Here is a 24890-nt window from a genome sequence, read left to right as displayed (position 1 = left end):
GGGCGGGCGCCGCCCCGCCCGGCAGGCCATCGTCCGGGCGCGCTCATTCCCCGCTGCCGGTCCCGACGACCGGGCATCCCCCGGTCAGCTTCCCGAGGAACGCGTTCGGGTCGTAGTAGTGCTCCACCTCCAGCAGCCGGAGCTCGTCGTCGACCCGGGCCACGCTCATCCCGTACATCTCGACCTTCTCCCCGGTCGCCGCGAACCCCTTGTACGCGCCCTCGAACGCGCCCCAGTGCCGCCACTTGAACGCGATCGTCGGCGGCCCGGACAGCACCTCGGTGACCTCCCAGTAGAACCCGCCGGGGAAGGCCTCGTGGAAGACGTCGTGCGAGGAGCGGAAGGACTCCGCACCGTAGAAGACGCTGTCGCCGATCAGTACGTTGTAGCTGCCGCGATCCGCGATCTCCTCGGAGTCGGCCCACGGCCCGCCGTTGATCCGGGTGCGGAACCGGTCCGCGACCATCGACACCCACGTCGCGGGGGAGTGCTTGTGCGAGACCTCCATCTCGAAGACCTGCACGACTCCTTCGACGATCGCCTCGAGGGAGCCGGGGGCGTGCTCGGTGGTGCGCTGACCGGGCATCACCGTGTGGGACAGGTGATAGTCCGGTACGCCTTCGCGCCAGTCGGCGGGGTCCGCGGCTGCGATCACCGCGGACCGGCCCTGGAGCCAGAGCGGAGGCAGAGCTTCCGGCATGTCGAGACCCTTCAGGGAGAGAAAGTGGACGTGCGGCGATCGGATTCAGACCGAGTTCGGTCGACAAACGCCTGCAGGACGTCGACCCCCATCCTTATTCGCTCACACTTTCTACACAACCCATTCGTATGTACTGCGTGCGACGTCACCCCACGCGGCCCGTCCGCGTTCGAGGGACCGCGCTCTCGATCAAAGCCTTGTCAGTGGGGCGCGTGGTGGATAGGACTCTCGGTGAGAGTGGTCACCCGACCTCTGTGCGAGGGAGCGGCTCATGAGTCAGACGCGGAAGACGGCGGTCAGCCGACGGCGGGTGCTGGGCACGGCGGCCGGAATGGCCGCGGCCGCGGCGGCGGCACCGACCGGAACCGCGTCCGCGGCGGAGCGGACACCTCCCGAGAAGGCACGCCGGCGCAGACACACCGCCCGGGTCACGATCACGCGGGACGACTGGGGCCTGCCGCACATCGTGGGCGAGAGCGACGCCGACGCGGTGTTCGGGATGATGTACGCCCAGGCCGAGGACGACTTCCACCGGATCGAACAGAACTACCTCGTCTCCCTGGGCCGCCTGGCCGAGGCCGAGGGTGAGAGCGCGATCTGGCAGGACCTGCGACAGCGGCTGTTCCTCGACCCGGCGACGCTGAAGACGGAGTACGCCAAGTGCCCGGCGTGGCTGCGCGAGTTGATGCGAGCCTGGGCGGACGGACTCAACTACTACCTGGCCACCCACCCCGAGGTGCGGCCGCGGGTGCTCGACCGGTTCGAGCCGTGGATGCCGCTGAGCTTCTCGGAGGGCAGCATCGGCGGCGACATCGAGTCGGTCCTGCTCACTCGGCTCGAAGCCTTCTACACCGGCCGAGACGTGCCGATGACCGACGAGGAGCGCGGACTCGTCCTGCGCGAACCCACGGGCTCGAACGGGTTCGCCGTCGCGCCGAGCCACACGCGCGACGGCCATGCCCTGCTCCTCATCAACCCGCACACCAGCTTCTTCTTCCGCTCGGAACAGCATGTGACGAGCCGCGAGGGACTCGACGTCTACGGCGCCGCCACCTGGGGCCAGTTCTTCATCTACCAGGGCTTCAACGCACACACCGGCTGGATGCACACCACGAGCGGCGCCGACAACATCGACGAGTTCGCCGAGACCGTCGTCGTACGGCCCGACGGCTCGCGCCACTACCGCTACGGCGACGAACTGCGCCCCCTCACCACGAAGAGGATCACCCTGTCCTTCCGCACCGAGGACGGCGGGCAACAGCGGCGCGGCTTCACCACGTTCGCCACCCACCACGGCCCCGTGGTGCGCGAGGCGGACGGCAAGTGGGTCACGTGCGCGTTGATGAACAGGCCCGTCGAGGCGCTGAAGCAGAGCTTCCTGCGGACCACGACGAGCAATTACGCGGAGTACCTGCGGGTGGCGGGCCTGAAGGCGAACAGCTCCAACAACACGCTCTTCGCCGACTCCCGGGGCGACATAGCCTTCCTGATGCCCCAGTTCATGCCGGTGCGGGACGACCGCTTCGACCATCTCGAGCCCGTCGACGGCAGTGACCCGGCGACCGACTGGCACGGCCGGCACAGCCTGGAGAGCATGCCGCACGTCGTGAACCCGGAGAACGGCTGGGCGTTCAACACCAACAACTGGCCGTGGACCGCCGCCGGAGCGGACAGCCCCGACGCGGCCGACTACCCGCGCTACTTCGACAAGGTCGGTGAGAACCCGCGCGGGCCGCAGGCGGTGCGTGTGCTGTCCGCGCGGGACGACTTCACGCCGCGGACGCTGATCGAGGCCGCGTTCGATCCGTACCTGACCGCCTTCGCGCGGCTGCTGCCGGGGCTCGTCGCGGCATGGGACCGGCTCCCCGCGGACGACGGGCGCAAGGACGGGCTGGCCGGCCCGGTCGGGCTGCTGCGCGGCTGGGACCACCGGTGGGCGGCGGAGTCGACCGCGACGTCGGTGGCCGTGTTCTGGGGGGAGGACATGTGGGCGCTCACCTCCGTGGCGGCGGCGGACGCCAGAATGTCGGTCTGGGACTACATCGACGACCGCGCGAGCGACGCGCAGCGGCTTACCGCGCTCGAAACGGCGACCCGGCGCCTGACCAGGGACTTCGGCGACTGGCGGGTGCCGTGGGGTGACATCAACCGTTACCAGCGCAACGACGGAGCGATCGTCCAGCGGTTCAGCGACGCGCGGCCGAGCATCCCCGTGCCCTTCGCCTCCTCACGCTGCGGCTCCCTCGCCTCGTTCGGGGCGAAGGCGTACCCGGGGACCAAGCGGTACTACGGCACGAGCGGCAACAGCTTCGTGGCGGTGGTGGAGTTCGGGCCGCGACTGCGGGCATGGGCGGTGACGGCGGGCGGCGCCAGCGGCCACCCCGACTCACCGCACTTCGACGACCAGGCCGCTCGCTACGCCCAAGGCAGGCTGCGGCCGGTCTACTTCTACCCCGAGGACCTGGAGGGCCACGTCGAGCGGAGGTACCGGCCGGGCAGCTGAACCCGGCGGCGCCCGGGCAGGGTTCGGGCGCCGCCTCGTCCCGCACGGCGGCGGAGCTACTTGGTGGCCCCCTGCGCGAAGCCGTTGTAGATGTAGCGCTGAAGGAAGAGGAAGACGAGCAGGGTCGGCAGGATCACCAGGATCGCCCCCGCCGAGATGGACTCCCAGTGCGCGCCGAAGGGTCCCTTGAACCGGAACAGGGCGGTGGAGATCGTGCCCTTGTCCTCGGAGGGCATGTAGAGGAACGGGATGTAGAAGTCGTTGTACGTCGTGATGCCCTTGACGATGACGACGGTGGCGATCGCGGGTTTGAGCAGCGGCAGGATGATCTTGCGGTAGATGGTGAACGTGTTGGCCCCGTCCAGCCGGGCCGCCTCGTCCAGGGAGACCGGGATGCCCCGGATGAACTGGAGGAAGATGTAGATCGACACGATGTCGGTGCCCGTGTACAGCAGGATCGGCGCCCAGCGCGAGTCCACCAGGCCGAAGCTGTTGACCACCTGGAAGGTCGCCACCTGCGTCGTCACGCCGGGCACGAGTGTCGCGATGAGGAAGAGCGCCATCACGGTCTTCTTGAACCGGAACTCGAAGCGGTCGATCGCGTACGCCGTCATGGAGCCGATGAGCACGGTCCCGGTGATGGAGAACAGCAGGATGAACGCCGTGTTCCCGAACGCCCGGAGCATGTGTCCGTCGTTGAAGGCGGTGGCGTAGTTGGACAGGTTGAACCAGTCGTCCGGCAGGCTCAGCGCGCCGCCTCCGTCGGAGACTTCGCCGGACGACTTGAGCGAGGTGAGGAAGACGACGACCAGTGGTACGAGGACCACGAGCGAGGCGGCGACGAGCGAGAGGTACGTCAGCGCCGTGCCGATGCGGAGCCGGCCGCGTGCGGCGGCGGGCCGGTCGTCAGTGGTGAGCGTGGTCATACGAGGTCCACCTTGTCGTCGGGCACGAGCCGGCGCTGTATCCAGGTGACGAGCAGGATGATCAGGAGCAGCACCACGGCGCAGGCCGAGGCCAGGCCGGTCTTGTTGAACTGGAAGGCGAGTTTGACCGTCTGGATCACGAAGGTCGAGGTGCCGGTCGCGCCGCTGGTCATGATGTACGGGATCTCGAAGACGGCCAGGGAGCCGGAGATCGCCAGGATGACGCTGAGGCTGAGGACGGGCCGGATGCCCGGCGCGATGATGTGCCGGAACTGCTGCCAGCGGCTCGCGCCGTCGAGCTGGGCGGCCTCGTACAGCTCACCGGGGATCGACTGGATGGCCCCCAGGAAGAGCACGAAGTTCAGACCCGTGTACCGCCACACGGAGACCCCGGCGAGCGAGGTGTTGGCGGAGTCCGGATCGCCGAGCCAGGCGTGGTCGCCGCCGGCGCCGAACCAGGACAGGATCGAGTCGAGGGTGCCGCCGTCCTGGAAGAAGTAGAGGAAGACGAACCCGATCGCGACACCGTTGATCAGGTAGGGGAAGAAGAGGATCCCCTTGAAGAGATTGCGGAACCGCAGGTCGAAGCTGAGGATCGTCGCGAAGTAGAGCGCGATGACGATCTGCGCGGCCGACGCGGCAAGGTAGTAGAAGCTGACGAAGAAGACCCGGAACAGCTCGGGGCGGGTGAAGAGTTGCGTGTAGTTTTCGACACCGGTGAAGTTCCGGTCGGGGCTCACGCCGTCCCAGTCCGTGAAGCTGTAGTAGACCATGTTGGCCACGGGGACGTACGTGAACGTGATCAGCAACGCGAGGGGCGCCAGCAGGAACAGCCACGGGGTGATCTTGCGCAGGGGGTGGTCCCGCCAGGACCGCACCAGGGGGGTGCTGTGGCGGGGGCGGCGCCGGGCGGGCGCGGCGCGCGGCTCCGGTGCCGGTGGTGCCTTCGATGTGGTGTCAGTCATGCGGGACGGCCCTTTCGTGGTCCGCGACGAGCGGCTGGCAGACGTGGGGGGCCCGGCCCCGGCGGGCGGCGCGGGCCCCGTGCACGGGTGCGGGTCGGTCAGTTCCCGGCGGTCGCGGCCGCTTCGCCCCAGCGCTTGTCCAGCTCGGCGAAGTACTCCTGCGGGGAGCCCTTCTGGGCTCCGCGGGCGATGTCGATGAGCTTCTGCCGGTAGTCCGGCTTGGAGAGGCCGATCTCGGAGGCGTTGTCGATGGCGTTGACCTGCTCGGTCCTGGCCTCCGAGCGCTCGACGAGCTTGACATCGTTGTCCTGGAAGGGCTTGAGGACAGCGGGGAAGCTCATGGACGTCAGGGCCGAGACCCCGCCCTCCTTGGCGGCGAAGCCGGACTTCTCGGTGAACCAGTCGATCCAGGCGCGGGCGGCCGGCTTGTGGTCGGAGTGCGTGTTGACGGCCAGCTGGTAGTCGGAGACGAGGGTCGCGCAGTAGGCGCCGTTCTTCTGGACCGGGAACGGCATGAAACCGATGTCGTCCGGGTTCTCACCCGCCGTCGTCGCGGCGGCGCGCATCTGGTTGACGGCCCAGGAGCCGAGCAGCATGCTGCCGATCCTCCCCTTGGCCAACTGGGTCTTGGACGCTTCCCAGTTGGTGGTCGTGGGGTCCTTCTCCGAGAGCTTCTCGTGGACGATGTCGTAGAGGAGCCTGTCGTTGATGTTGAGTTCGCTGCCGGCGCTCCACGGCTTGTCGGCCTTGGCCAGCGCGTCCCACGCGTCGCCGTCGCAGCTGACCGAGCCGACGTTGTTGGTCCAGGCGCCGCTCAGCGGCCAGCCGTCCTTGAAGTTGGTGTAGTACGGCACCGCGCCGGTCCGCGACTTGATCCGCTTGAGGTCGTCGAGGAACTGCGCGGGGGTGGTGGGCCAGTCGTCGATGCCGGCCTTCTTCCACACGGCCTTGTTGTAGACGAAGCCGTTGGCGGTGCCGAAGTTGGCGATGCCGTACGTCTTGCCGGCGACATCCGTCTTGCCGGTGAAGCGGTACGTCTTGGCCATGTCCTTGGTGGAGCCGAGCGGGGCGAAGAACTTCGGGTAGTCGCCCTTGGCTATCGCCGCGGGGATCAGCAGGACGTCACCGTAGTTGTCGGTGTTCATCCGGATCTTCACCTCCCCCTCGTAGTCGGTGATGCCCTGGAACTCCACCGTCACCTTGGGGTACGTCTTCTTGAACGCGGCGGCGTACTTCCCCATCGTGCCGTCCTGCACGAGGTCGGTCCGGTTGGTGAGCACGGTGATGGTGCCCGTCACCTTGGCGGGGTCGGAGGGGGAGTCGGCCGCCTCCCCCGAGGAGTCCCCTCCACCGCCGCACCCCGCGACGGTCAGCAGTGTGGCGGCAAGCAACATCGCGCTCAGCGGCTTCGTCCTCATGTGCCCAACTCCTTTCAAGGGTTACGGCTCAGGCCCAGCGGGCTGACGGCACTATGTCAGCCATCTATGAACCGGTAAAGCCCAGATTTCCGCCGCGATACTCAATCGTTACCCGCCCCTCCTGGTTGCTCCGTCAAGTGCCCGCTCTACCAGCGCTGTTACGAGAGATCGGGATATGCGCTGAGGACTAGACCGGTTCATGAATCAGAGGTTAGGTTGGCGGTCGTCTCATACGAAACGGGCCCGCGTCCGTCCGATTGGAGCCGCACTATGAAGGACACCGCCCAGCTCAGCGAGGGATGGAGTCTCGAACACGACGGGGCGCGCGTTCCCGCTCAGGTCCCCGGCTGCGTCCACACCGACCTGCTCACCGCCGACCTGATTCCGGACCCGTTCATCGGACGGAACGAGCAGGAGATCGCCTGGGTGGGCCGCCGCGCGTGGACCTACACCCGTGACCTGGCGGCGGCGCAGACATCCGGCGACACCCACGAACGGACGGACCTGGTCTTCGACGGCCTCGACACCGTGGCCCACATCACCCTGGACGGCGTGGAGTTGGGCCGCACCCGCAACATGCACCGCTCCTACAGGTTCGATGTCACCGGCCGGGCCGGCGAGTTGAGCGTCGCCTTCGCCTCCGCCTACGAAGAGGCGGAGGCCGTACGGGCGTCGACGGGGGACCGGCCCAACGCCTATCCCGAACCGTTCCAGTACATCCGCAAGATGGCGGCGAGCTTCGGCTGGGACTGGGGCCCGACGGTGGTCACCGCCGGCATCTGGCGTCCTGTCCGGCTCGAACGCTGGTCGACAGCGCGGATCGCGCGGGTCCGCCCGCTGGTCACCGTGGACGGGACACGAGGACGCGTGGAGCTGCGCGTCGACCTGGAGCGCACGGCCACCGGCGCCGGCCGACGGCTCGTCGCGCAGGCCACGGTGGCCGGGATCGCGGCCCGGGCCGAAGCGGACGGCGACACCGTCACGCTGGTGCTCGACGTCCCCGACGTACGCCTGTGGTGGCCGCGAGGCCACGGCGAACAGCCGCTCTATGATGTGGAGTTGACCCTCTCGGCCGAGGGCGGGCCGCTCGATGTCTGGCACCACCGGGTCGGCTTCCGGACGATCGAGATCGACCGCGGTACCGACACCCACGGCACCGGGTTCACCTTCGTCGTCAACGGCGAGCGGATCTTCGTACGCGGAGTGAACTGGATCCCCGACGACGTACTGCCCTCCCGCGTCACCCCCGAGCGCTACCGCACCCGGCTGCGGCAGACGGCCGACGCCAATGTCGACCTGGTCCGCGTCTGGGGCGGCGGCATCTACGAGGACGAGGCGTTCTACGCGACCTGCGACGAACTGGGCCTCATGGTGTGGCAGGACTTCCTCTTCGCCTGCGCCGCCTACCCCGAGGAACAGCCGCTGCGCGGCGAGGTCGAGGCCGAGGCCCGAGACAACGTCGTACGCCTGATGCCGCACCCCAGCCTCGTCGTGTGGAACGGCAACAACGAGAACCTGTGGGGTTTTCGCGACTGGGACTGGGAGGCCGAACTCGCCGGCGAGTCCTGGGGCGAGGGCTACTACCTCGGACTCCTGCCACGCGTCGTCGCCGAACTCGACCCCACCCGCCCCTACATGGCGGGCAGCCCCTGGTCCGGTAGCTGGAACCACCACCCCAACGACCCCGACCACGGCACTTACCACTCGTGGGAGGTGTGGAACCGGCAGGACTACACCGAGTACCGCGCCGATGTGCCGCGCTTCGTCTCCGAGTTCGGCTGGCAGGCGCCCCCGACGATGGCCACGCTGCGCCGCGCCCTGCCCGGCGAGGACCTCGCACCCGACTCGCCCGGCATGCTCCACCACCAGAAGGCCGAGGACGGCAACGGCAAGCTGAACCGCGGGGTGGCCCGCCACTTCGCCCTGCCCGAGGGCGACTTCGACCGCTGGCACTACCTCACCCAGGTGGTCCAGGCCCGCGCCGTCGCCACCGGCATCGAGCACTGGCGCGCCAACTGGCCACGCTGCGCCGGCACCATCGTGTGGCAGATCAACGACTGCTGGCCCGTCAGTTCCTGGGCGGCGATCGACGGCGACGGCCGCCCCAAGCCCCTCTACCACGAACTGCGCCGCCTCTACGCGGACCGCCTCCTCACCCTGCAACCCGGCGCCGACGGCCCCGAACTCGTCCTGGCCAACCAGGGAGGCGAGCCGTGGACCTGCGATGTGACGCTGCGTCTGATGCGTGCCGACGGCACCCTGGCCGCACGGGTCTCCCTCGGGCTGACCGCGCCCGCGCGGGACGTCGTGCGGCTGCCCGTCCCGCCCGAGGTGACACCGGCGACCGGCTCGGCCAAGGAGTACCTGGTGGCCGACGCCGACGGCCTGCGCGCGCTCCACTTCGAGGCCCGGGACCGCGAGTTCGACTACCCCGAGCCCCGCTTCGAGATCGCCGTGGAGACCATCGGCCAGGAGCGGGATACAGTCGAGGTCGTGGTGACCGCCCAGACTCTCGTACGCGACCTGCTGCTCCAGGCCGACCGCATCGCCCCGGACGCCCGGGCCGAGCAGGGGCTCGTCACCCTGCTGCCCGGCGAGCGCACCCGGATCCGCGTGCACGGCACGCAAGGCGCCGGAGCCAACACCGTCCGCGCCGCGTTCTTCTGCGTGGAACCCGCGTGAGCGCACCCACGCAGCGGGTCACCATCAAGGAGGTCGCCGCCGCCGCGGGCGTCTCCAAGGGCGCGGTCTCGATCGCGTTCAACCACAAGCCCGGCCTCTCCGAAGCGACCCGGGAGCGGATCTTCGCGGTGGCCCGGGACATGGGCTGGGCGCCGAACTCGTCGGCCCGAAGCCTCTCCCGGCAGACCACGGACACGGTCGGCCTGGCCATCTGCCGCCCGGCGCGGCTCCTCGGCCTCGAACCGTTCTACATGGAGTTCATCTCCGGCATCGAGAGCGTGCTGGCCGAGCGCTCGTGCTCCCTGCTGCTGCGCCTGGTCAGCAGCAGGGAGGAGGAGATCGAGCTCCAGCAGACCTGGTGGCGCGAGCGGCAGGTCGGCGGGTCGGTGCTCGTCGACTTCGACCAGGACGATCCCCGCATCGGGCCGCTCAAGGAGCTGGGCATCCCGGCGGTGGCGGTCGGCCACCCGGACCTCACCGGCGGCATCCCGTCCGTGTGGACCGACGACGCCACCGCCATGGCCGAGGCCGTCCGCTACCTGGCGGCCCTCGGCCACCGCCGGATCGGCCGGGTCGGCGGCCCCGCCGCCCTGGGGCACAGCGCCATCCGCGAGGCGGCCTTCCGGCGGACGCTGGAGACGCTGGGGCTCGACGGATCGCTCCAGATGACGTCCGGTTTCGCCGGGGAGGAAGGCGCCCGGGCCACCAGGTCGCTGCTGCTGCGCGCGGAGCGGCCCACCGCCATCGTCTACGACAACGACATCATGGCGGTGGCCGGTCTCGGGGTCGCCGCCGAGATGGGCGTCTCCGTGCCGGCCGAGCTGTCCCTGCTGGCCTGGGACGACTCGCAGTTGTGCCGCCTGACGCATCCGACCCTGTCGGCGATGAGCCATGACGTGCACGGCTTCGGCGCGGACGTCACACGTGTGCTCTTCGACCTCATCGAGGGCAGGACGGTCACGTCCCACCCGGTGCCCATGCCGTCCCTCACCCCGCGCGCCTCCACCGCCGCCCCGCGCGTCCGGTGAACCCGGCAGAGAAGGTGTGACCCACGCTCCGGCAGGGGTCACACCCTCACCGCGAGCGCGGCGGAGCGGTACTGGCGCGCGGGACGAGCCGGGCCGGCGCCACCCGGCTCGCCTCGGCAGGACCACCGTCGACAGCGGCCAGCAGAGTGCGGGCCGCACACGCGCCGTACGCGGCGATGTCCCTGGTGAGAGCGGTGAGCCGGGGACGTACGGCCTGGGTGACGGGTGAATCGTCCCAGGCCACCAGGGACAGGTCGCGCGGCACGTCCAGGTTCAGTTCCTGCGCCACGGACAGACCGGCGACCGCCATGATGTCGTTGTCATAGACGATCGCCGAAGGCGGCCGCTCGGCGATGAGAAGCCGCCGGGTGGCCCGTGCGCCCTCGTCCCCCGAGTAGTCGGTGTGCACCACGACCGGCTCGGGCAGCCCGGCCGTGCGACAGCCCGCCTCGAACGCGGCATCGCGCACGGTCGTGTGCGCCAGCCCCGGCAGCCCCGCCACGCGGGCGATGTGCCGGTGGCCGAGCGCGGCCAGGTAGGCGACCGTCTCGTGCACACTCGCCCCGTCGTCGGACCACACGGCGGGCAGCGGCCCGGCCGCCCGGGGCGGGCCGAGCGCCACCACCGGCAGGTCGAGCGCGGCGAGCGCCGGGACGCGGGCGTCGTCGTCGCGCAGGTCGACCAGCAGGGCCCCGTCCACCCGGCCCTCGCCCCACCAGCGGCGGTACAGCTCGATCTCGTCGTGATCGCTGGGGACGACCTGCAACATCAGGGCGATCGAGCGCGGCGCGAGTTCGGACTCGATGCCGCTGATCAGCTCCATGAAGAACGGCTCGACGCTCAGCGTGCGGGCCGGCCGGCACACGGCGAGGCCCACCGCGCGGGCCCGGGCGCCGTTGAGAGTGCGGGCCGCGCTGCTGGGCCGCCAGCCGACCTCCTGGGCGATGGCCTTGATCCGGGCCCGGGTCTGCGGGGAGACCCCGGCCTTGTCGTTCAGGGCGTAGGAGACCGCGACCTTGGAGACTCCCGCCCGCCGCGCGATGTCCGCGATCGTCGGCCGTTTCATGCGCCCTCCAGCTGGACCGGTTCCGTTCCTGGCCGGCCGACCCTATCGGGCGGCCGCCCACGACCTGGTGTCCGGTCACTGAACCACGGTTCAGTCGCGAGCCGACGGCTCCGGGGGCTTGAACGGGAACGGCGCGGGGGCGGTCTGACACTCCCCAGTGATAATGACCGCCCCCGCAGCACATCCTGCTCTTGTGTGTCCACGAACCGGCCGGCTAATCCTGCGAAGGTGTCCGCCCGGGTGTGGCGCTGATCACTTCACGCCACCTCACACGTGTCCGCGAAGCCCGGCCTGTCCCGCCTCGGTCGGCAGTACGCTCACCCCTCATGAGCTGGCTGCCGGACGACTTCGTCCACCCCGTCCACGTACCCGTCCCCACGACCGCACTGCACCTGCGGCCGATCCGGGAGGCGGACGCCCCGATCGACTACCCGGCCGTGATGGGTTCCCGAGAGCGCCTGTGGGAGATCTTCGGGCCCGCCTGGGGCTGGCCCGCGGAGACGATGACGTACGAAGCGGACCGCGTCGACCTGCTCCGTCACGAGAAGGAGATAGCCGCCCACCAGTCGTTCAACTACGCGCTGCTGGACGAGGCGGAGGCGGCACTGCTGGGTTGCGTCTACATCGACCCGCCCGAGCGCACCGGCGCGGACGCCGAGATCTCCTGGTGGGTGGTGGACGAGCTCGTCGGCAGCGCGGCCGAGCGCGCGCTCGACGCGCTGGTGCCCCGGTGGATCGCCGCCGACTGGCCGCTGCGGCAGCCCCGTTACGTGGGCCGCGACCTTTCCTGGCAGGAGTGGCTGGCGCTGCCGCCCGTCACCTGACCTCGTCCCGGCGCCCGCCGAGCAGGCCCGCCTCCGTCATTCGTACATGACGTACGACGGACGCGGGGTCAGGGCCAGCACCTCGTCGGGCGTCATGATGCGGCTGCCGCCTTCGGCGTCCTCCTCGAAGAACAGCTTGAAACCGGTGTGCAGGCCCGGCGGCACGGTGTCGACCAGCCGCTTCCAGGTCTCGCGTTTGAGCTGCGGTGTGCCGATCCCGTCGGCGCTCTTGATGACGGCGACCCCCTGGGGGATCTTCAGCAGGTGCTCGTCGCGGACGACCGACTCGGCGACCTGGTGGTAGACGAACACCTTCTCCGGGAGGTCGTGTTCCTCGACGAGCGAGGCCAGGTAGGCGGCGACGCGGGTGAGTTCGGCGCCGCTGGTGCGGCCGTAGGTGTCGCCGGGCACCTGGCCGGAGCCCATCTCCCATTCCGGGTCGAGGGCGATGCCGACATCCGGGTGGACGAGCCACTTTCGAAGGGCCTTCACCTCGGCGAGAGGCGCGGCGCGGCCCGGCTGGATGTTCAGCAGGAGCAGCGCCTTGTGGTCGCGGGCGGCGTCGAGGTGCCTGCGGACCGTCGTGTCCGGGACCCGGCTGCGATACGTACCGTCGGGCCCGGGAGCGGAGTTGGCGACGACGGCCAGCAGTTCGAGGACCGGCAGTACCGTGCGGCCGTCCGCGTAGGCGCGGCCCCGACGTTCGATCTCCGAGACGCGGTCGTCCAGGTTCCCGGTGCCGAGCCGTCCGAGGGCGGCGGCCCCGGGCAGCCCGCAGTATCCGACGAGCCGGTGTTCGGGAAAGATCCGGCGGCCGCCGCGCGGCAGTTCGGGGCGGCGGCGCGCGGCCTTCGGTGAGCCGGTACGTGACGTGTCCGGGGAGCGGGGCGGGGCCGGGTCCTTCCCGCCCGGTGCGCTGTCCTGGGCGTCGGACGTGCCGCAGCCCGCGGCGAGCGCGGCGACGCCCGCGGCCCCCGCGGCGAACAGCGCGCGTCGGCGCGTGCCGCCCGTGTCCGCGCCCGTGCCGTCCGTCTGGTGGGTGCAGCCGCTGTGGCTGTCCTTCCGCACCTCGCACCTCCCGTCCCGCCGCCGAGCGGCTTGCCGCGTGCCGCCTACCACGTGCCGCGACGCTAGTCGTGCTGATCGTCGTCGAGGCGCCTTGCCACCGGACAGGGCCGTGAAACGTGCGCGGAGGGGGCTGTTCGGGCGAGGCCGGGGGAGGCGTCCATCCCGGTGACCCGGTCGCGCCCGTCGGCGTGGCGGCCCGGTGCCCGGGACCCGGCTGCCAGCATGTGCGGGACCTCTGGCCGACTACGCCGTCGGCGATCCGGGGCAGGGTCCGCAGCACCCGCCCCGCAGAACGGTACGGCGGCGGGCCTCTTCCCCCGGATGGGCAGGCGGTCTCGGCAGGGGCCAAGGGCTTCGGCGGGAAAGAGGAACTGGTGCAGATCGGCTACAAGCTGGCTTCGGAGGCGTTCGGTCCTGACGAGTTGGTACGTCAGGCCGTCCTCGCCGAGCAGGCGGGCTTCGATTTCGTGGAGATGAGCGACCACTACCACCCGTGGCTGGACGTGCAGGGGCACTCCTCCTTCACGTGGACGGTGTTCGGGGCGATCGCGGCGAAGACCGAGCGCATCGGACTGGCCACCGGCGTGACGTGCCCGACCGTCCGCTACCACCCGGCGATCATCGCCCAGGCGGCCGCGACGCTGGCCTTGATCTCCGACGGTCGCTTCACTCTCGGTGTGGGGTCGGGCGAGCGGCTCAACGAGCACGTCGTCGGTCAGGGGTTCCCGAACTCCGTGCCGGAGCGCCACGCCCGGCTGCGCGAGGCGCTGGAGATCATCCGGCTGCTCTGGAGGGGCGGTTACCAGTCGTACCGTGGCCAGTACCTGAGCCTGGACGACGCCCGGGTCTTCGACCTGCCGCAGGAGTCACCGCTCATCGCAGTGGCCTCCGGCGGCCCCCTGTCGGCACGCATCGCCGCGGAGCTCGGGGACGGCCTCTTCGTGACCGAGCCGAGGGGCGACATCACCGACGCCTACCGCGCCGCGGGCGGCGACGGCCCGCGCTACGCGGAGGTCCCCATGGCGTGGGCCGCCGATGAGGACACCGCCGCGCAGGCGGCACTGAAGACGTCGCGGTGGGCGGTCACCGGGTGGAAGGTCATGAGCGAGCTGCCCAACCCGGTCAACTTCGAGGCCGCCACGACCACGGTCCGCAAGGAGGACATCCTGGAGCAGTTCGCGTGCGGCCCCGACCCCGCGCGCTACGCCGAGGTCGCTCAGCCGTTCGTCGACGCCGGTTACGACCGGCTGGTGATGCAGAACGCCGGCCCTGACCCCGACGGCTTCATCGACTTCTACCAGCGGGAACTGGACCAGCGCCTGCGCTCGCTCAGCCCCTCCGCGTAGTCCGGGTGGGCAGTAGCGCCGGGATGTGACGCCGCCCTGTACCGCGGCGACGAGCACGGTCGCCGTCCGGCCGCCCTCCGGTCGGCGTCCAGTCCGGGGTCGACCTCGCCGGTGTCCTGCGTACGTCGGACACCGGCACGCAGGGCCGGTGGGTCGGGGCAGGAGTCAGGGCATGAGGCAGGGCATGAAAAGAAGTCAGAGCATGATGAGCAGACGCGTTTTCGGCTTGAGCTTCCTGTTCACCGAACGACTCTGTACGTAGACCTCCAGCTCGGGGTTGTTCCCCGCCTTCACGGAGACAGTTCCGTGAATACCCGTACCGAACAGAAGGGCGCGTGCCGCGTCCCCCGTATAAGCGCGGTCGGTGTCCTTCTCGACGACGATGACTTCTTTGTCCGGCTGGACCTGGACCCGGGCGCCCAACTGGTAATAGCACGCGCCGCGTTCGTAACTCACCCCTGGATGGGAATTGACGAAGGGGCGTATCTCGATCTCCTTGTCGACCTTCAGGAGCCGGTATTTGTCGGCCGGAACGGGTTCGAGGTTCGCCCGCACCTCGTCGACCGATATGTCCTGGCCGACCGCGAACAGGTTCCTCGTGCCGCGCACCCCCTGCTCCCGGCCCCGCAGGAAGCTGGTGGCGGCCGCGCGCACCGTGCCGATCGCCTCCTCGACGCCCTGCTGGGAATCCGCGTCCCAGATGGCGATGTTCCCGGCCGGGAACCCGTAGTTCTGGGCGGTCCGCTTGGCCAGGGAGTTCGGCACGAGGATCGCGGAGGTCCAGTGGCCCGGAAGCCCGCCCATCTTCGCCGTGATCCTGTCGAGCCAGGGGCCGAGGATGGTCATGTCGCCGTTGTGTCGCCGGTCTCCCCCCGACGCGTTCTCCTCGCCGTCCGTCACCACGATCTGGAGGAAGCTGTGCTCGCCGTACTCCTCCCATATGTGTTCCAGGTCGTCCAAGGACTTCAGTGAAGCCTCGATGAGCGCCGTGGCCCCATTGTTGACCTGGTACAGCCCCCGCATGGACGGAAGGTGTTTCACATCCATGTCCCAGACCAGGTTCTCCACCCTGTGGTCGAAGGAGTAGAGACTGATGCGGGTCTCATGGCCGAGGCTGTCCGACTCGGATTTCAACCCTGCGACGAACTCGTCCACCACACGCACCAGTTGATTCTCGTGCGGCCGCATGGAACCCGAACAGTCCACCACCAGCGCGACGTGATTCACCTTGTGCTGGATCCTCTTCGCGGACATGATTCTGCTCCCCCTCCGATACTCTCCGAGTGATGTTTTCACTCTATGGGGAGGCACTGACAACGACGCCCGACGTCCGACGCCCGACGCCGTCGAGGGGCCCGGTCCTCGACCCGGGGTGTTCGTTGAAGGAACGGGGCACGGCCGCACGACCGGCTGGAGCGTGGCCGGTCCGCCGGAGCGTGCCGAGTTCGGGCGCCGGTGTGACACTGGGACCGTGACGGACGACAGCGAAGCGCGGCACGAACGACGCCTGGAGCAGGCGATCCTGGAGTTGCTCGAACGCCGCGAGCCCACCTCGTCGATCTGCCCTTCCGACGCCGCGCGGGCGGTGTACAAGGGCGACGACGACGGCTGGCGCGCGTTGATGGAACCGACCCGCCGCGCCGCCCGGCGGCTGGCCGCGGCCGGCGAGGTCGAGATCACCCAAGGCGGTCGCCCCGTCACGTCGACCGAGATCCACGGCCCGATCCGCATTCGCCGCCCCCGCTGACGGACGCCCCTGACGGTTCCGTCAGGTGGGCCGCGGATGCTGACCGCGGCCCTCGTGATAGTCGGCGAGCCTGCTGGGAGAGAGGTCCGTCGGGTCCTCACCCGATTCGAGGAGCGTGTCGGCGGGCCCGATGACGAGGGGGTCGGCCTTCCCGACCGCGGCCTCGTCCCGGGACTCGTACTCGAACCGCAGCAGCAGATGGCGCATGGCTTCCAGACGGCCGCGGCGCTTGTCGTTCGTCTTCACCACGGTCCACGGAGCGTGGTCGGTGTCCGTGGACCGGAACATCTCCACCTTGGCCTTGGTGTAGGCGTCCCACAGGTCCAGCGAGGCGACGTCCGTGGGAGAGAGTTTCCACTGCCGTACGGGGTCGACCTGCCGGATCGCGAAGCGCGTGCGCTGTTCGGCGCGGGAGACGGAGAACCAGAACTTGATGAGGACGATGCCGTCGTCGGTGAGCATCTTCTCGAACAACGGTGCCTGCTGGAGGAACTGCTGGTGCTGTTGCGGTGTGCAGAAGCCCATGACGGGTTCGACGCCGGCGCGGTTGTACCAGGAACGGTCGAAGAAGACGATCTCCCCGGCGCCCGGAAGGTGCGCCACGTAACGCTGGAAGTACCACTGACTCGCTTCCCGCTCGGTCGGCTTGTCCAGCGCGACGACCCGGGCCCCACGCGGATTGAGCCGCTCCGTGAAGCGTTTGATGGTGCCGCCCTTGCCGGCCGCGTCGCGGCCCTCGCAGAGCACCACGACGCGCCGCCCCTGGTCGCGGACCGACTTCTGCAGCTTCAGCAGTTCGATCTGCAGGAGACGCTTGCCGCGCTCGTACTCCTTGCGGCCCAGTTTCTGGGTGTACGGGTAGTTCTCCCGCCAGGTGCGCAGCGGGCGCCCGTTCTCGTCCAGGAGTATCGGCCGCTCGGGCTGGGAGTCGTCGACCCGCAGTCCGTCGAGGAGATCTTCCTCGTTCTTGCCGCTCAACATGGCCTCCTGACGGGGCAGACAGTGTGCTGACCGCACCACTACCCTCTCTGGAAACGGCTGACCCCGCAGTCCGTCCGGAATTCGCCGCCGGTACCGGGAGTGTCCGCCCTGCCGCTACCGAGCCGCCAGGGCCTTGAGTACCAGGCTGTCGATACCGCGAGAGCGCAGCACCACGGCCAGATCACTCCCCGAGAACGCGCCCGCCCGCCTCTTGGTGACCACCACGTCGCCGGGGAGGGGCGCGACCTCGAGTGCGCTGCTCATGTCGTCTCCAGGAATGAGGTCAGTGTTCCTGGACCGGCCCTGCCCGTACGACGGTCGGCTGATGTACGGACAGCGGACGCCGGCGCCGCTCGCGTACGGGCCGCCACGTGGTCACGAGGGCCGCCGCGAGGAGCAGTTCGGCGATGTCACCGCCGTAGTACATGATCTCGGCGCCGCCCCTGACCTGCGCCGCGGGTGCGTGCACGTCGATGAGGAAGCCGCCGTAGATGAGCTGCGAGAGCGTGGCGTGGGCGGCGACCGCGACCCCGAGGACGACGAGGCGGGCGGGCACGCCGGGCCTGGCCGGGGCGGGGTCGGGACCGGCGATGACCCAGGCGAACAGGCAGCCGGAGAGCAGGAAGTGGGCGTGCATCAGCCAGTGCAGTACGGGCCGCTCCAGGGTCGCGTTGTAGAGCGGGGTGAAGTAGAGGACCGCCAGCGTGCCCGTGCTCAGGACCAGGGCGATGACCGGATGGGCGAACACCTTCGCCGGGCGGCTGTGCAGAACTCCGGTCAGCGCGCGGGCGCGGGCGGTGGGCAGGGCACGCAGCAGCAGGCTGACGGGTGCGCCGAGGACCAGGGCCAGGGGCGCGTACATGCCGATGAGCAGGTGCTGGGCCATGTGCCCGCGGAAGTCCCCGTGCGCGAAGGGGGCCAGCGGCGGCAGCAGCGCCACGGCCAGCAAGGCGCAGCCGGCCAGGAAACTCACGGTCCTGCGGCGCCCCCAGCCCTGGACGGGGTTGCGGCGGCGGGCCCGGCCTGCCAGCAGCAGGTAGGCGGCGGCGAGCAGGACGACGGCGGCCGCGGGCAGCAGCGTCTCCCACATCGCGCCGCCCGGGCCTCCGCCGTGCATGTGGTCATGCATGTGGTCATGCATGGGGTTCCGCATGTGGTCGTGCGGGCCGGTGCCCATCAGGCGGGCCCGGCGGCCCGCTCGGAAGCGATGCCGGAGGCGTCGGGGGAGACGGGCCGGCCGGTGCGCTGGAGCAGGTGCCCGCCGATGATCAGGAGGAGGCCCAGGAGGAGGAAGGCCATGTCCCACCAGACCTGGTGCGGGCCGCCGTGGACGTGGTGGATGCCGAGGATCTGGTGGTCCAGGAGGCCCTCGACGATGTTGAACAGCCCCCAGCCGACGAGGATCCATCCCCACAGCACCGGGGAGGTCCACACCTGCCTGCGGTGGTGGGTGACCCGGGAGTACAGGATGCCCAGGCCCAGGATGACCGCGACCCAGCACACGGCGTGGAAGATGCCGTCCCACACGGTGTTCATCTCCAGCCCGGAGACGGTGTTCGCGGGGTAGTACTTCACGCCGATACGGTCATGGTCGGTACTGGTCAGCATGTGATGCCACTGCAGCAGCTGGTGCAGCAGGATGCCGTCCACGAACCCGCCGAGCCCCACCCCCAGCACGATTCCCGGCAGTCGAATGGTCGCGGGCGTCGCGCCCGCTCGTGAGTGACCCGTGGTGGCCATCGCGTGTCCCGTCTGCTCTGTCCGTCGGATACGTGAGCCCGATTTGGAGCTGGATGCGTGAGCCGATACCGGGCCTGATGCCTGAGCTCCGTACCGGGCCGGATGCGTGAGCCCGATATCGAACCGGATGCCTGAGCCCGAAGCACTACGTCTTCCCGCCGCGACCCGGCCTGTCCCGCCCCTTCGGGAACGGGCGCCCTTTCGGCCGAACGTCACCGCCGACGCATGGTCATGGCCGCCACGGGCCCGGTCACGACCGGGCCGCGGTCGCGGTCGCCCGGGGCCGCACCTGGCGGTTCCGAGCCGGCACCGCACGGGCCGGCGCGGGCTCGGACCTGCTCAGCCACAGGGACGTCGCGGCCAGGAGAGCGCCGAACACGGCCAGGAGAAGAAGCGACACCCACATCTGCCTGCTGCCTGGATGCAGCCACCCCGTCCACGCGGCGGACGCGGCCCACAGGACGGTTCCTCCCGTGTAGAAGACGCGGATACGGCGCAGTCCCTGTTCCGCCGACACGCGCGCGGAGGGCTCGGTGTTAGCTGTCATGCGGGGCCGTGTACCCCCTAATCCCGCGATCACCGACGTGAATCGGACGGTTCGGGACGCCCTGTTCCAGTCAGCCGAACCGACGTTCCGCTCCTGGTGTTCCCCGTTCCTCCCGGCCTGCCGGTCAGTGTCTCCAGCGGTGTCGCGCAGCGTTCCGGTTCTCGTGTTCCGCGGTGTCACGCGGCCTTGTTCAGGAGGGCGGCGGGTTTGACGCTGCCGTGGCCGAAGCGCTCGTTGGCGCGGTCGATGGCCTGTTCGGCGCGCAGGCGCATCTCGCGGCTGCGATCAAAACTGATCTGCTCCGCCGTGGCGCCGACGGCGACCAGGTCCTCGGCCCGGACGAGCAGTCCGACGAGGCGGCCGCGCTGGAGGCCGGCGCGGTCCATGAGCCGGTAGGCGGCGGCGCGCAGGTCTTCGTCGTGTGCGGAGGACTCGGGCAGGCGCAGGGTCTTGGTCCAGCGGGCCCCCGAGGCGAAGTCGAGTTGCAGGGTGAGACCGCGGGCGACCTGCTCTCGGCCGCGCAGGGTGGCGGCAAGCCGCACGACGAGGTCCAGGAGGCGGGCCCGTACGGTCGCGCCGTCCATCTCCTGCCGCTCGAAACGGTGCCGCACGGCCGCCGACATGGGCAGGGACGTCGGTGTCACCGGACGTGGATCGACGCCCCGGGCCCGGTCGGAGGCCATGCGCCCGGCGCGCCCGCCGAGTACCCGCTGGATCGTGGCAGGCGGCAGGGTGGCGAGCATGCCGACGGTGTGGACGCCGTAGTCGGTCAGCGCGGCCGCCTGCACCGGCCCGATGCCGTGGAGCGAGTCCACAGGCAGCGGGGCGAGGAAGTCGGCGACCTGGTCGGCCTCGACGGCCACGATGCCGCCGTGCTCCGGCGCCCGCGCGGAGGCGGTCGCCGCCAGCGCCCAGGTCGGGGCGAGGCCGATCCGCAGGTCGACGCCGAGCCGGGCCAGTGAGCGGACCCGGGCCCGCTCGCACAGCCGCACGGCCGGAACGCCGAAGTAACGCAGCGCGCCGCGCAGCTCCACCACGGCGGCGCCCGGCGGGAGGGCCTGCACCACGGGAGAGATCTCCGCGAGCAGCTCCAGCACCTCCCGGTAGGCAGGCTCCGCCAGACCCGTCGGCACGCGTACGTGCATCACCGAGGCCACTCCGTCGGTAGAGGCCACTTCATCGGTCCTGGTCATCTCAGCACCTCCCACCCCTACAATATCGAACGTAAATTCGAACATGCGAGTCTGCGCGGTCGGCGCCCCGCGAACGGGCGAGGTCAGGTCGTCAGGTCTGCGCGCCGTGCCGCGCGGAACCGGGCGACGGCTGCGCGGTCATGTCGAGGAGGAGCATCGCGTCGTGGTCCGGGGTGCCGGGCTCGGCGGTGTAGACGCCCATGCGGTGGCCAGGGCTGCCTTCGAGGGCCATGCCTTGGAAGGAGAGCGTGACCTTGCCGACCTGGGGGTGCTGGAACGTCTTGGCGGCCGGCTTCCTGCCGGTGACCTCGTAGCGCTCCCACAGACCGGCGAAGGCGGGGCTCTTGAGGAGCAGTTCGCCGACCAGGACCGCGAGGTCCGGCGCGTCGGGATCGGTCCCGGCCAGGGCGCGCAGGCGGGCGACGCAGCCGCGGATCTGGTTGTCCCAGTCGGGGAAGAGGTCGTGGGCCGCCGGGTGGAGGAAGAGGTAGCGGGCGAGGTTCCGCTGCTTGGCGGGCCAGGCGTCGATGCCGGCGTAGAGGGCGAGCCCGCCGGGGTTGGTGGCGAGGACGTCCATGCTGCGGCTGACGATGTACGCCGGGCTGGGCCGCACGGTCTCCAGGAGCAGCTTCAGATGGGTCCGCACGGTGCGGCTGGGGGGCGGGGCGGGTTCGGGCGCGTAGCGCGCGGCGCGGATGGCCAGGTTGCGCAGATGCTGGCGCTCGGCGTCGTCGAGGCGGAGGGCGCGGGCCAGGGCATCGACGACGGCGGGGCTGGGCCGGGTCTCCTTGCCCCGCTCCAGGCGCGTGTAGTAGTCGATGCTGACCCCGGCCAGGGTGGCCAGCTCCTCGCGGCGCAGGCCGGGGGTGCGGCGGACGCCAGGCCCGGGGGTGAGTCCGGCGCTCTCGGGGCTGGTCCGGGTGCGGCGGGCACGCAGGAAACGTCCCAGTTCGTCGCCGCCGCTGTGCTGCTCTGCTGCCATGGGCCCAGTGTCGCTCCGCCACCACGGTGACACGCCCGCCGAGGGGGGCCCTGTCACTCCCTGGCACATCTCGGCCTGCCTGTCCCGTGCGCGGCGCGGCAACCTGAAGTGTGTCGCCCGTTGCCCCCGGCGGGCGAGGGCCTCCCTCGCGGGGACGTGCGCGTCCCGTGGCGAGCCCCGGGGAACCGGGCGACGGTGGTCCTGGCACAGCGGTCGCAGTCCCGACCCGCGGCCGCGCGGAGAGAGAGGAGCCGTCGATGACGCAGTGGGACACCGCCGCACTGGAGAGGATCGGCGCCGCGGAAGAACTCGCTCTTTCGTCCGAGCGTGCGGACGGCACGCTGCGCGATCCGGTGACGACGTGGGTCGTCCGCGCCGGGGACGACCTGTACGTCCGCTCGGTCAGGGGCCCGCAGGGCCCGGTCACCGTGGTCGGCGACGGTGCCGTGGGCCTGGCGGGCGTGATCTCCGCCAAGTTGCTGGGCGCCGAGCGGATCGTTCTCATGGGCCGCCACAGCGTACGGACCGACCTGGGCCGGGAGTTCGGCGCCACCGACGTGGTGGCCGAGCGCGGCGAGGAAGGCGTGGCCCGCGTCAGGGAGCTGACCGGCGGCGAGGGCACCCGCAAGGTCCTGGAGTGCGTCGGGCTGAAGGACGCCCTCGTGCAGAGCTTCGGGGTGGTCCGCGACGGTGGCACCATCAGCCGCGTCGGCGCCCCGCAGTACCCCGACGTCCCCTTCGGCTTCGGCGACTTCCTGCGCAACATCACCCTCACCGGCGGCGTCGCGCCCGCCCGCGCCCACATCGAGGAACTCATGCCGCACATCCTCGACGGCTCGATCCGCCCCGGCCGCGTCCTCGACCGCACCGTGGCGCTGGAGGAGGTCGCCGACGGCTACCGCGCGATGAACGACCGCGAGGCCCTCAAGGTCCTCGTCCGCCCCTGAGCGCCCACTTCTGACCCCCGGACCCCACCGCGCGTCCGCCTCCATGCCACCTCGACGACGAAGGACACACCATGACGACCCGGACCTGGCTCATCACCGGCGTCAGCAGCGGCTTCGGCCACGCCCTGACCACGCAGCTGCTGGAACGCGGCGACAGCGTGATCGGCACCGTCCGTGACCTGGGCAAGGTCGCCGACCTGGCTGCGACGTACCCCGACAGCTTCCGCCCGCGGATCCTCGACGTCACCGACGCCGCCGCTCTCCGCAGGACGGTGGACGAGGCGTTCGCGGCGGGCCGCGTCGACGTGATCGTCTCCAACGCCGGCTACGGCCTGTTCGGCGCAGCCGAGGAGATCACCGACGCCCAGGTCGACCACATCATCGCCACCAACCTCACCGGATCGATCACCCTGATCCGCGCGGCGCTGCCGCACCTGCGCGCCCAGGGCGGCGGACGCATCGTCCAGATGTCGACCTACGGCGGGCAGGTCGCCTTCCCCGGCAACTCCATGTACCACGCCACCAAGTGGGGCATCGAGGGCTTCGCCGAGTCCGTCGCCCAGGAAGTCGCCCCGTTCGGGATCGGGGTGACCCTCGTCGAGCCCGGCGGGGCCCGCACCGAGTTCCGCTACGGCAGCGCCCGGGTCGCCGACCCGATCGACGCCTACGACGGCAACCCCGCCCACGCCTTCCACGCCATGCTCGACCCGGCGAACGGCCTCGCCCCCGGCGACCCGCGGCGCATGGCCGCCCGCATCATCGAGTCCGCGGACACCGACCCGGCCCCGCTGCGGATGGTGCTCGGCTCCCAGGCGCTGGAGTCCACGCTCGGCGTGCTGCGCAAGCGCGTCGACGACTTCGAGACACAGCGCGAGCTGGCGGCCTCCACCGACTTCCCCGCAGGTGAATGACGGCCCCTGCCCGAAAACGCTCGGCGGAGCCGACCCCCCCACGTGCAACCCGAGCACCCCACGGGCAACCCGGCCACCCCACGTGCAACCCGACCATCCCACGTGCAACCCGACCACCCGACAGGAGAACCACCCCCACCATGAAGCACATCAAGCTGAACGACCTCGACGTCTCCCGCATCGGCCTGGGCGCCATGGGCATGTCCCACGGCCTGACCGGCGCCGGCAGCGACGACGCGGAATCCGTCCGCACCATCCACCGCGCCATAGAACTCGGCGTCACCCTCGTCGACACCGCCGAGATCTACGGCCCGTACGTCAACGAGGACCTCGTCGGCCAGGCGCTCAAGGGCCGCCGCGACCAGGTCGTGCTCGCCACCAAGTTCGGCATGATCGACCATGGCGGGGCCGGCCCCTGGAACCTCAACTCCAGCCCCGCCAACATCCGTACCTCCGTCGAGGGCTCCCTCAAGCGGCTCGGCACCGATCACATCGACCTGTACTACCAGCACCGCGTCGACCCGAACACGCCCATCGAGGAGACCGCGGGCGCCGTCGCCGAACTGATCAGGGAGGGCAAGGTCCGCCACTTCGGCCTGTCCGAGGCCGGCCCGGACACCATCCACCGCGCTCACGCCGTCCAGCCCGTCACCGCCGTGCAGTCCGAGTACTCCCTGTGGACGCGCGGCATCGAGGACCGCGTCCTGCCGGTGCTGCGTGAACTCGGAATCGGCCTGGTCCCGTTCTCCCCGCTCGGGCACGGCTTCCTCACCGGCACGGTCCGCAGCGAGAACGACTTCGAGGAAGGCGACTTCCGCCGCGGCAACCCGCGCTTCACCGGAGAGAACTTCCGGCGGAACCTGGCGCTCGCCGACGAGGTCCAGGCCATCGCCGCCGAGGTGGGCGCCACGCCCGCGCAGGTCGCGATCGCCTGGCTGCTCGCCCAGGGCGACGACATCGCCCCCATCCCCGGCACCAAGCGCGTCACCCGCGTCGAGGAGAACACCGCCGCCGACAGCCTCCAGCTGTCCGCCGACGTCCTGGAGAAGCTCTCCAGCCTCCCCCCGGCCGCCGGAGACACCCACACCGAAGCCGGCCTCAGCATGCTCGAACGCTGACCCGCCCCGCACACCGCCAGGCCCCGCACACCGCCAGGCCCCGCACACCGCCAGGCCCCGCGCACCGCCAGGCCCCGCGCGGCCGACCGGCACCGCTCGTCCCGGACGGCCTGGCTCGGGCACGTCATAGGCGCGCGATACGCCGGGGCCCGTACCCGATCCCACCGACCGACCACCCCGAAGGCGAAGGAGACCGCT

General features: G+C 70.5%; 21 protein-coding genes and 3 pseudogenes. 10 read left to right on the top strand and 14 right to left on the bottom strand.

Annotation, left to right across the window (positions count from 1 at the left end):
* Positions 1-43: 43 nt before the first annotated feature.
* Complete coding sequence (locus tag ACZ45E_RS00195) at positions 44-700, bottom strand: SnoaL-like polyketide cyclase (RefSeq protein ID WP_468214592.1); 657 nt, start codon at positions 698-700, stop codon at positions 44-46.
* A 271-nt stretch (positions 701-971) separates the two neighbouring features.
* On the opposite strand from ACZ45E_RS00195, the gene ACZ45E_RS00190 reads away from it, so the two are divergent.
* Positions 972-3203, top strand: coding sequence for a penicillin acylase family protein (locus ACZ45E_RS00190; protein ID WP_468214589.1), 2232 nt, complete (start codon positions 972-974; stop codon positions 3201-3203).
* Between the two features lie 56 nt (positions 3204-3259).
* Here the strand turns inward: ACZ45E_RS00190 and ACZ45E_RS00185 are convergent, their stop codons facing one another.
* The 3 genes from ACZ45E_RS00185 to ACZ45E_RS00175 form a co-directional block, all read right to left on the bottom strand.
* Positions 3260-4129, bottom strand: a complete 870-nt coding sequence (locus ACZ45E_RS00185; protein WP_468214586.1) for a carbohydrate ABC transporter permease — start codon at positions 4127-4129, stop codon at positions 3260-3262.
* Positions 4126-5094 (bottom strand): carbohydrate ABC transporter permease, encoded by a 969-nt coding sequence (locus ACZ45E_RS00180; protein ID WP_468214584.1) that lies wholly within the window; start codon positions 5092-5094, stop codon positions 4126-4128. The genes ACZ45E_RS00185 and ACZ45E_RS00180 overlap by 4 nt, the downstream gene beginning before the upstream one ends.
* Before the next feature lie 98 nt (positions 5095-5192).
* A complete protein-coding gene (locus ACZ45E_RS00175; protein WP_468214582.1) occupies positions 5193-6512 on the bottom strand; it encodes an ABC transporter substrate-binding protein in 1320 nt (439 codons plus the stop codon).
* Positions 6513-6782: 270 nt separating this feature from the next.
* Between ACZ45E_RS00175 and ACZ45E_RS00170 the strand changes: the two genes are divergently transcribed.
* Both ACZ45E_RS00170 and ACZ45E_RS00165 read left to right on the top strand, forming a co-directional pair.
* The gene (locus ACZ45E_RS00170; RefSeq protein WP_468214579.1) at positions 6783-9194 is read left to right on the top strand and encodes a glycoside hydrolase family 2 protein; all 2412 of its coding nucleotides are present in this window, start codon (positions 6783-6785) and stop codon (positions 9192-9194) included.
* Positions 9191-10222 carry a LacI family DNA-binding transcriptional regulator gene (locus ACZ45E_RS00165; RefSeq protein WP_468214577.1) on the top strand — a complete coding sequence of 344 codons (1032 nt, stop codon included), beginning with the start codon at positions 9191-9193 and terminating at the stop codon, positions 10220-10222. Before ACZ45E_RS00170 ends, ACZ45E_RS00165 begins: the two co-directional genes overlap by 4 nt.
* 46 nt (positions 10223-10268) lie before the next feature.
* On the opposite strand, the gene ACZ45E_RS00160 is transcribed toward ACZ45E_RS00165, so the two are convergent.
* Positions 10269-11288 (bottom strand): LacI family DNA-binding transcriptional regulator, encoded by a 1020-nt coding sequence (locus tag ACZ45E_RS00160; RefSeq protein WP_468214575.1) that lies wholly within the window; start codon positions 11286-11288, stop codon positions 10269-10271.
* A 326-nt stretch (positions 11289-11614) separates the two neighbouring features.
* Between ACZ45E_RS00160 and ACZ45E_RS00155 the strand changes: the two genes are divergently transcribed.
* Positions 11615-12112 carry a GNAT family N-acetyltransferase gene (locus tag ACZ45E_RS00155; protein ID WP_468214572.1) on the top strand — a complete coding sequence of 166 codons (498 nt, stop codon included), beginning with the start codon at positions 11615-11617 and terminating at the stop codon, positions 12110-12112.
* A gap of 36 nt (positions 12113-12148) precedes the next feature.
* Here ACZ45E_RS00155 and ACZ45E_RS00150 read toward each other — a convergent pair whose 3' ends face one another.
* Entirely contained in the window at positions 12149-13180 is a 1032-nt protein-coding gene (locus tag ACZ45E_RS00150) for a hypothetical protein (protein ID WP_468214570.1), read from the bottom strand.
* A gap of 374 nt (positions 13181-13554) precedes the next feature.
* On the opposite strand from ACZ45E_RS00150, the gene ACZ45E_RS00145 reads away from it, so the two are divergent.
* Positions 13555-14526, top strand: a complete 972-nt coding sequence (locus ACZ45E_RS00145) for a TIGR03557 family F420-dependent LLM class oxidoreductase (protein WP_468214568.1) — start codon at positions 13555-13557, stop codon at positions 14524-14526.
* Positions 14527-14721: 195 nt separating this feature from the next.
* Here the strand turns inward: ACZ45E_RS00145 and ACZ45E_RS00140 are convergent, their stop codons facing one another.
* Positions 14722-15780 (bottom strand): vWA domain-containing protein, encoded by a 1059-nt coding sequence (locus ACZ45E_RS00140; protein WP_468214565.1) that lies wholly within the window; start codon positions 15778-15780, stop codon positions 14722-14724.
* A gap of 217 nt (positions 15781-15997) precedes the next feature.
* On the opposite strand from ACZ45E_RS00140, the gene ACZ45E_RS00135 reads away from it, so the two are divergent.
* A complete protein-coding gene (locus ACZ45E_RS00135) occupies positions 15998-16273 on the top strand; it encodes a DUF3253 domain-containing protein (RefSeq protein WP_468214564.1) in 276 nt (91 codons plus the stop codon).
* Positions 16274-16294: 21 nt separating this feature from the next.
* On the opposite strand, the gene ppk2 is transcribed toward ACZ45E_RS00135, so the two are convergent.
* From ppk2 to ACZ45E_RS00100, 7 genes and pseudogenes are all read right to left on the bottom strand, one after another.
* The gene (gene ppk2, locus ACZ45E_RS00130; protein ID WP_468214563.1) at positions 16295-17254 is read right to left on the bottom strand and encodes a polyphosphate kinase 2; all 960 of its coding nucleotides are present in this window, start codon (positions 17252-17254) and stop codon (positions 16295-16297) included.
* 123 nt (positions 17255-17377) lie between these two features.
* Positions 17378-17503, bottom strand: a pseudogene (locus ACZ45E_RS00125) (isochorismatase family protein); the annotation flags it as partial.
* A gap of 34 nt (positions 17504-17537) precedes the next feature.
* On the bottom strand, positions 17538-18383 hold the full coding sequence (locus ACZ45E_RS00120) for a cytochrome c oxidase assembly protein (RefSeq protein WP_468214561.1): 846 nt from the start codon (positions 18381-18383) through the stop codon (positions 17538-17540).
* A 47-nt stretch (positions 18384-18430) separates the two neighbouring features.
* Positions 18431-18994, bottom strand: coding sequence for a DUF2243 domain-containing protein (locus ACZ45E_RS00115; protein WP_468214558.1), 564 nt, complete (start codon positions 18992-18994; stop codon positions 18431-18433).
* A 250-nt stretch (positions 18995-19244) separates the two neighbouring features.
* Entirely contained in the window at positions 19245-19541 is a 297-nt protein-coding gene (locus ACZ45E_RS00110; protein WP_468214557.1) for a hypothetical protein, read from the bottom strand.
* Positions 19542-19717: 176 nt separating this feature from the next.
* Complete coding sequence (locus ACZ45E_RS00105) at positions 19718-20734, bottom strand: DNA polymerase Y family protein (RefSeq protein ID WP_468214555.1); 1017 nt, start codon at positions 20732-20734, stop codon at positions 19718-19720.
* Between the two features lie 91 nt (positions 20735-20825).
* Positions 20826-21716 (bottom strand): helix-turn-helix transcriptional regulator, encoded by an 891-nt coding sequence (locus tag ACZ45E_RS00100; RefSeq protein ID WP_468214552.1) that lies wholly within the window; start codon positions 21714-21716, stop codon positions 20826-20828.
* A 257-nt stretch (positions 21717-21973) separates the two neighbouring features.
* On the opposite strand from ACZ45E_RS00100, the pseudogene ACZ45E_RS00095 reads away from it, so the two are divergent.
* The 4 genes and pseudogenes from ACZ45E_RS00095 to ACZ45E_RS00080 all read left to right on the top strand — a co-directional run.
* Positions 21974-22123, top strand: a pseudogene (locus ACZ45E_RS00095) (DUF2255 family protein); the annotation flags it as partial.
* 15 nt (positions 22124-22138) lie between these two features.
* Positions 22139-22663, top strand: a pseudogene (locus ACZ45E_RS00090) (zinc-binding dehydrogenase); the annotation flags it as partial.
* A gap of 71 nt (positions 22664-22734) precedes the next feature.
* A complete protein-coding gene (locus ACZ45E_RS00085) occupies positions 22735-23574 on the top strand; it encodes an SDR family oxidoreductase (RefSeq protein WP_468214550.1) in 840 nt (279 codons plus the stop codon).
* Positions 23575-23714: 140 nt separating this feature from the next.
* A complete protein-coding gene (locus ACZ45E_RS00080) occupies positions 23715-24692 on the top strand; it encodes an aldo/keto reductase (RefSeq protein WP_468214548.1) in 978 nt (325 codons plus the stop codon).
* Positions 24693-24890 lie beyond the last annotated feature (198 nt).

This window comes from Streptomyces sp. NPDC030991, assembly GCF_055571235.1.
This window is presented reverse-complemented; position numbering and strand designations above follow the sequence as displayed.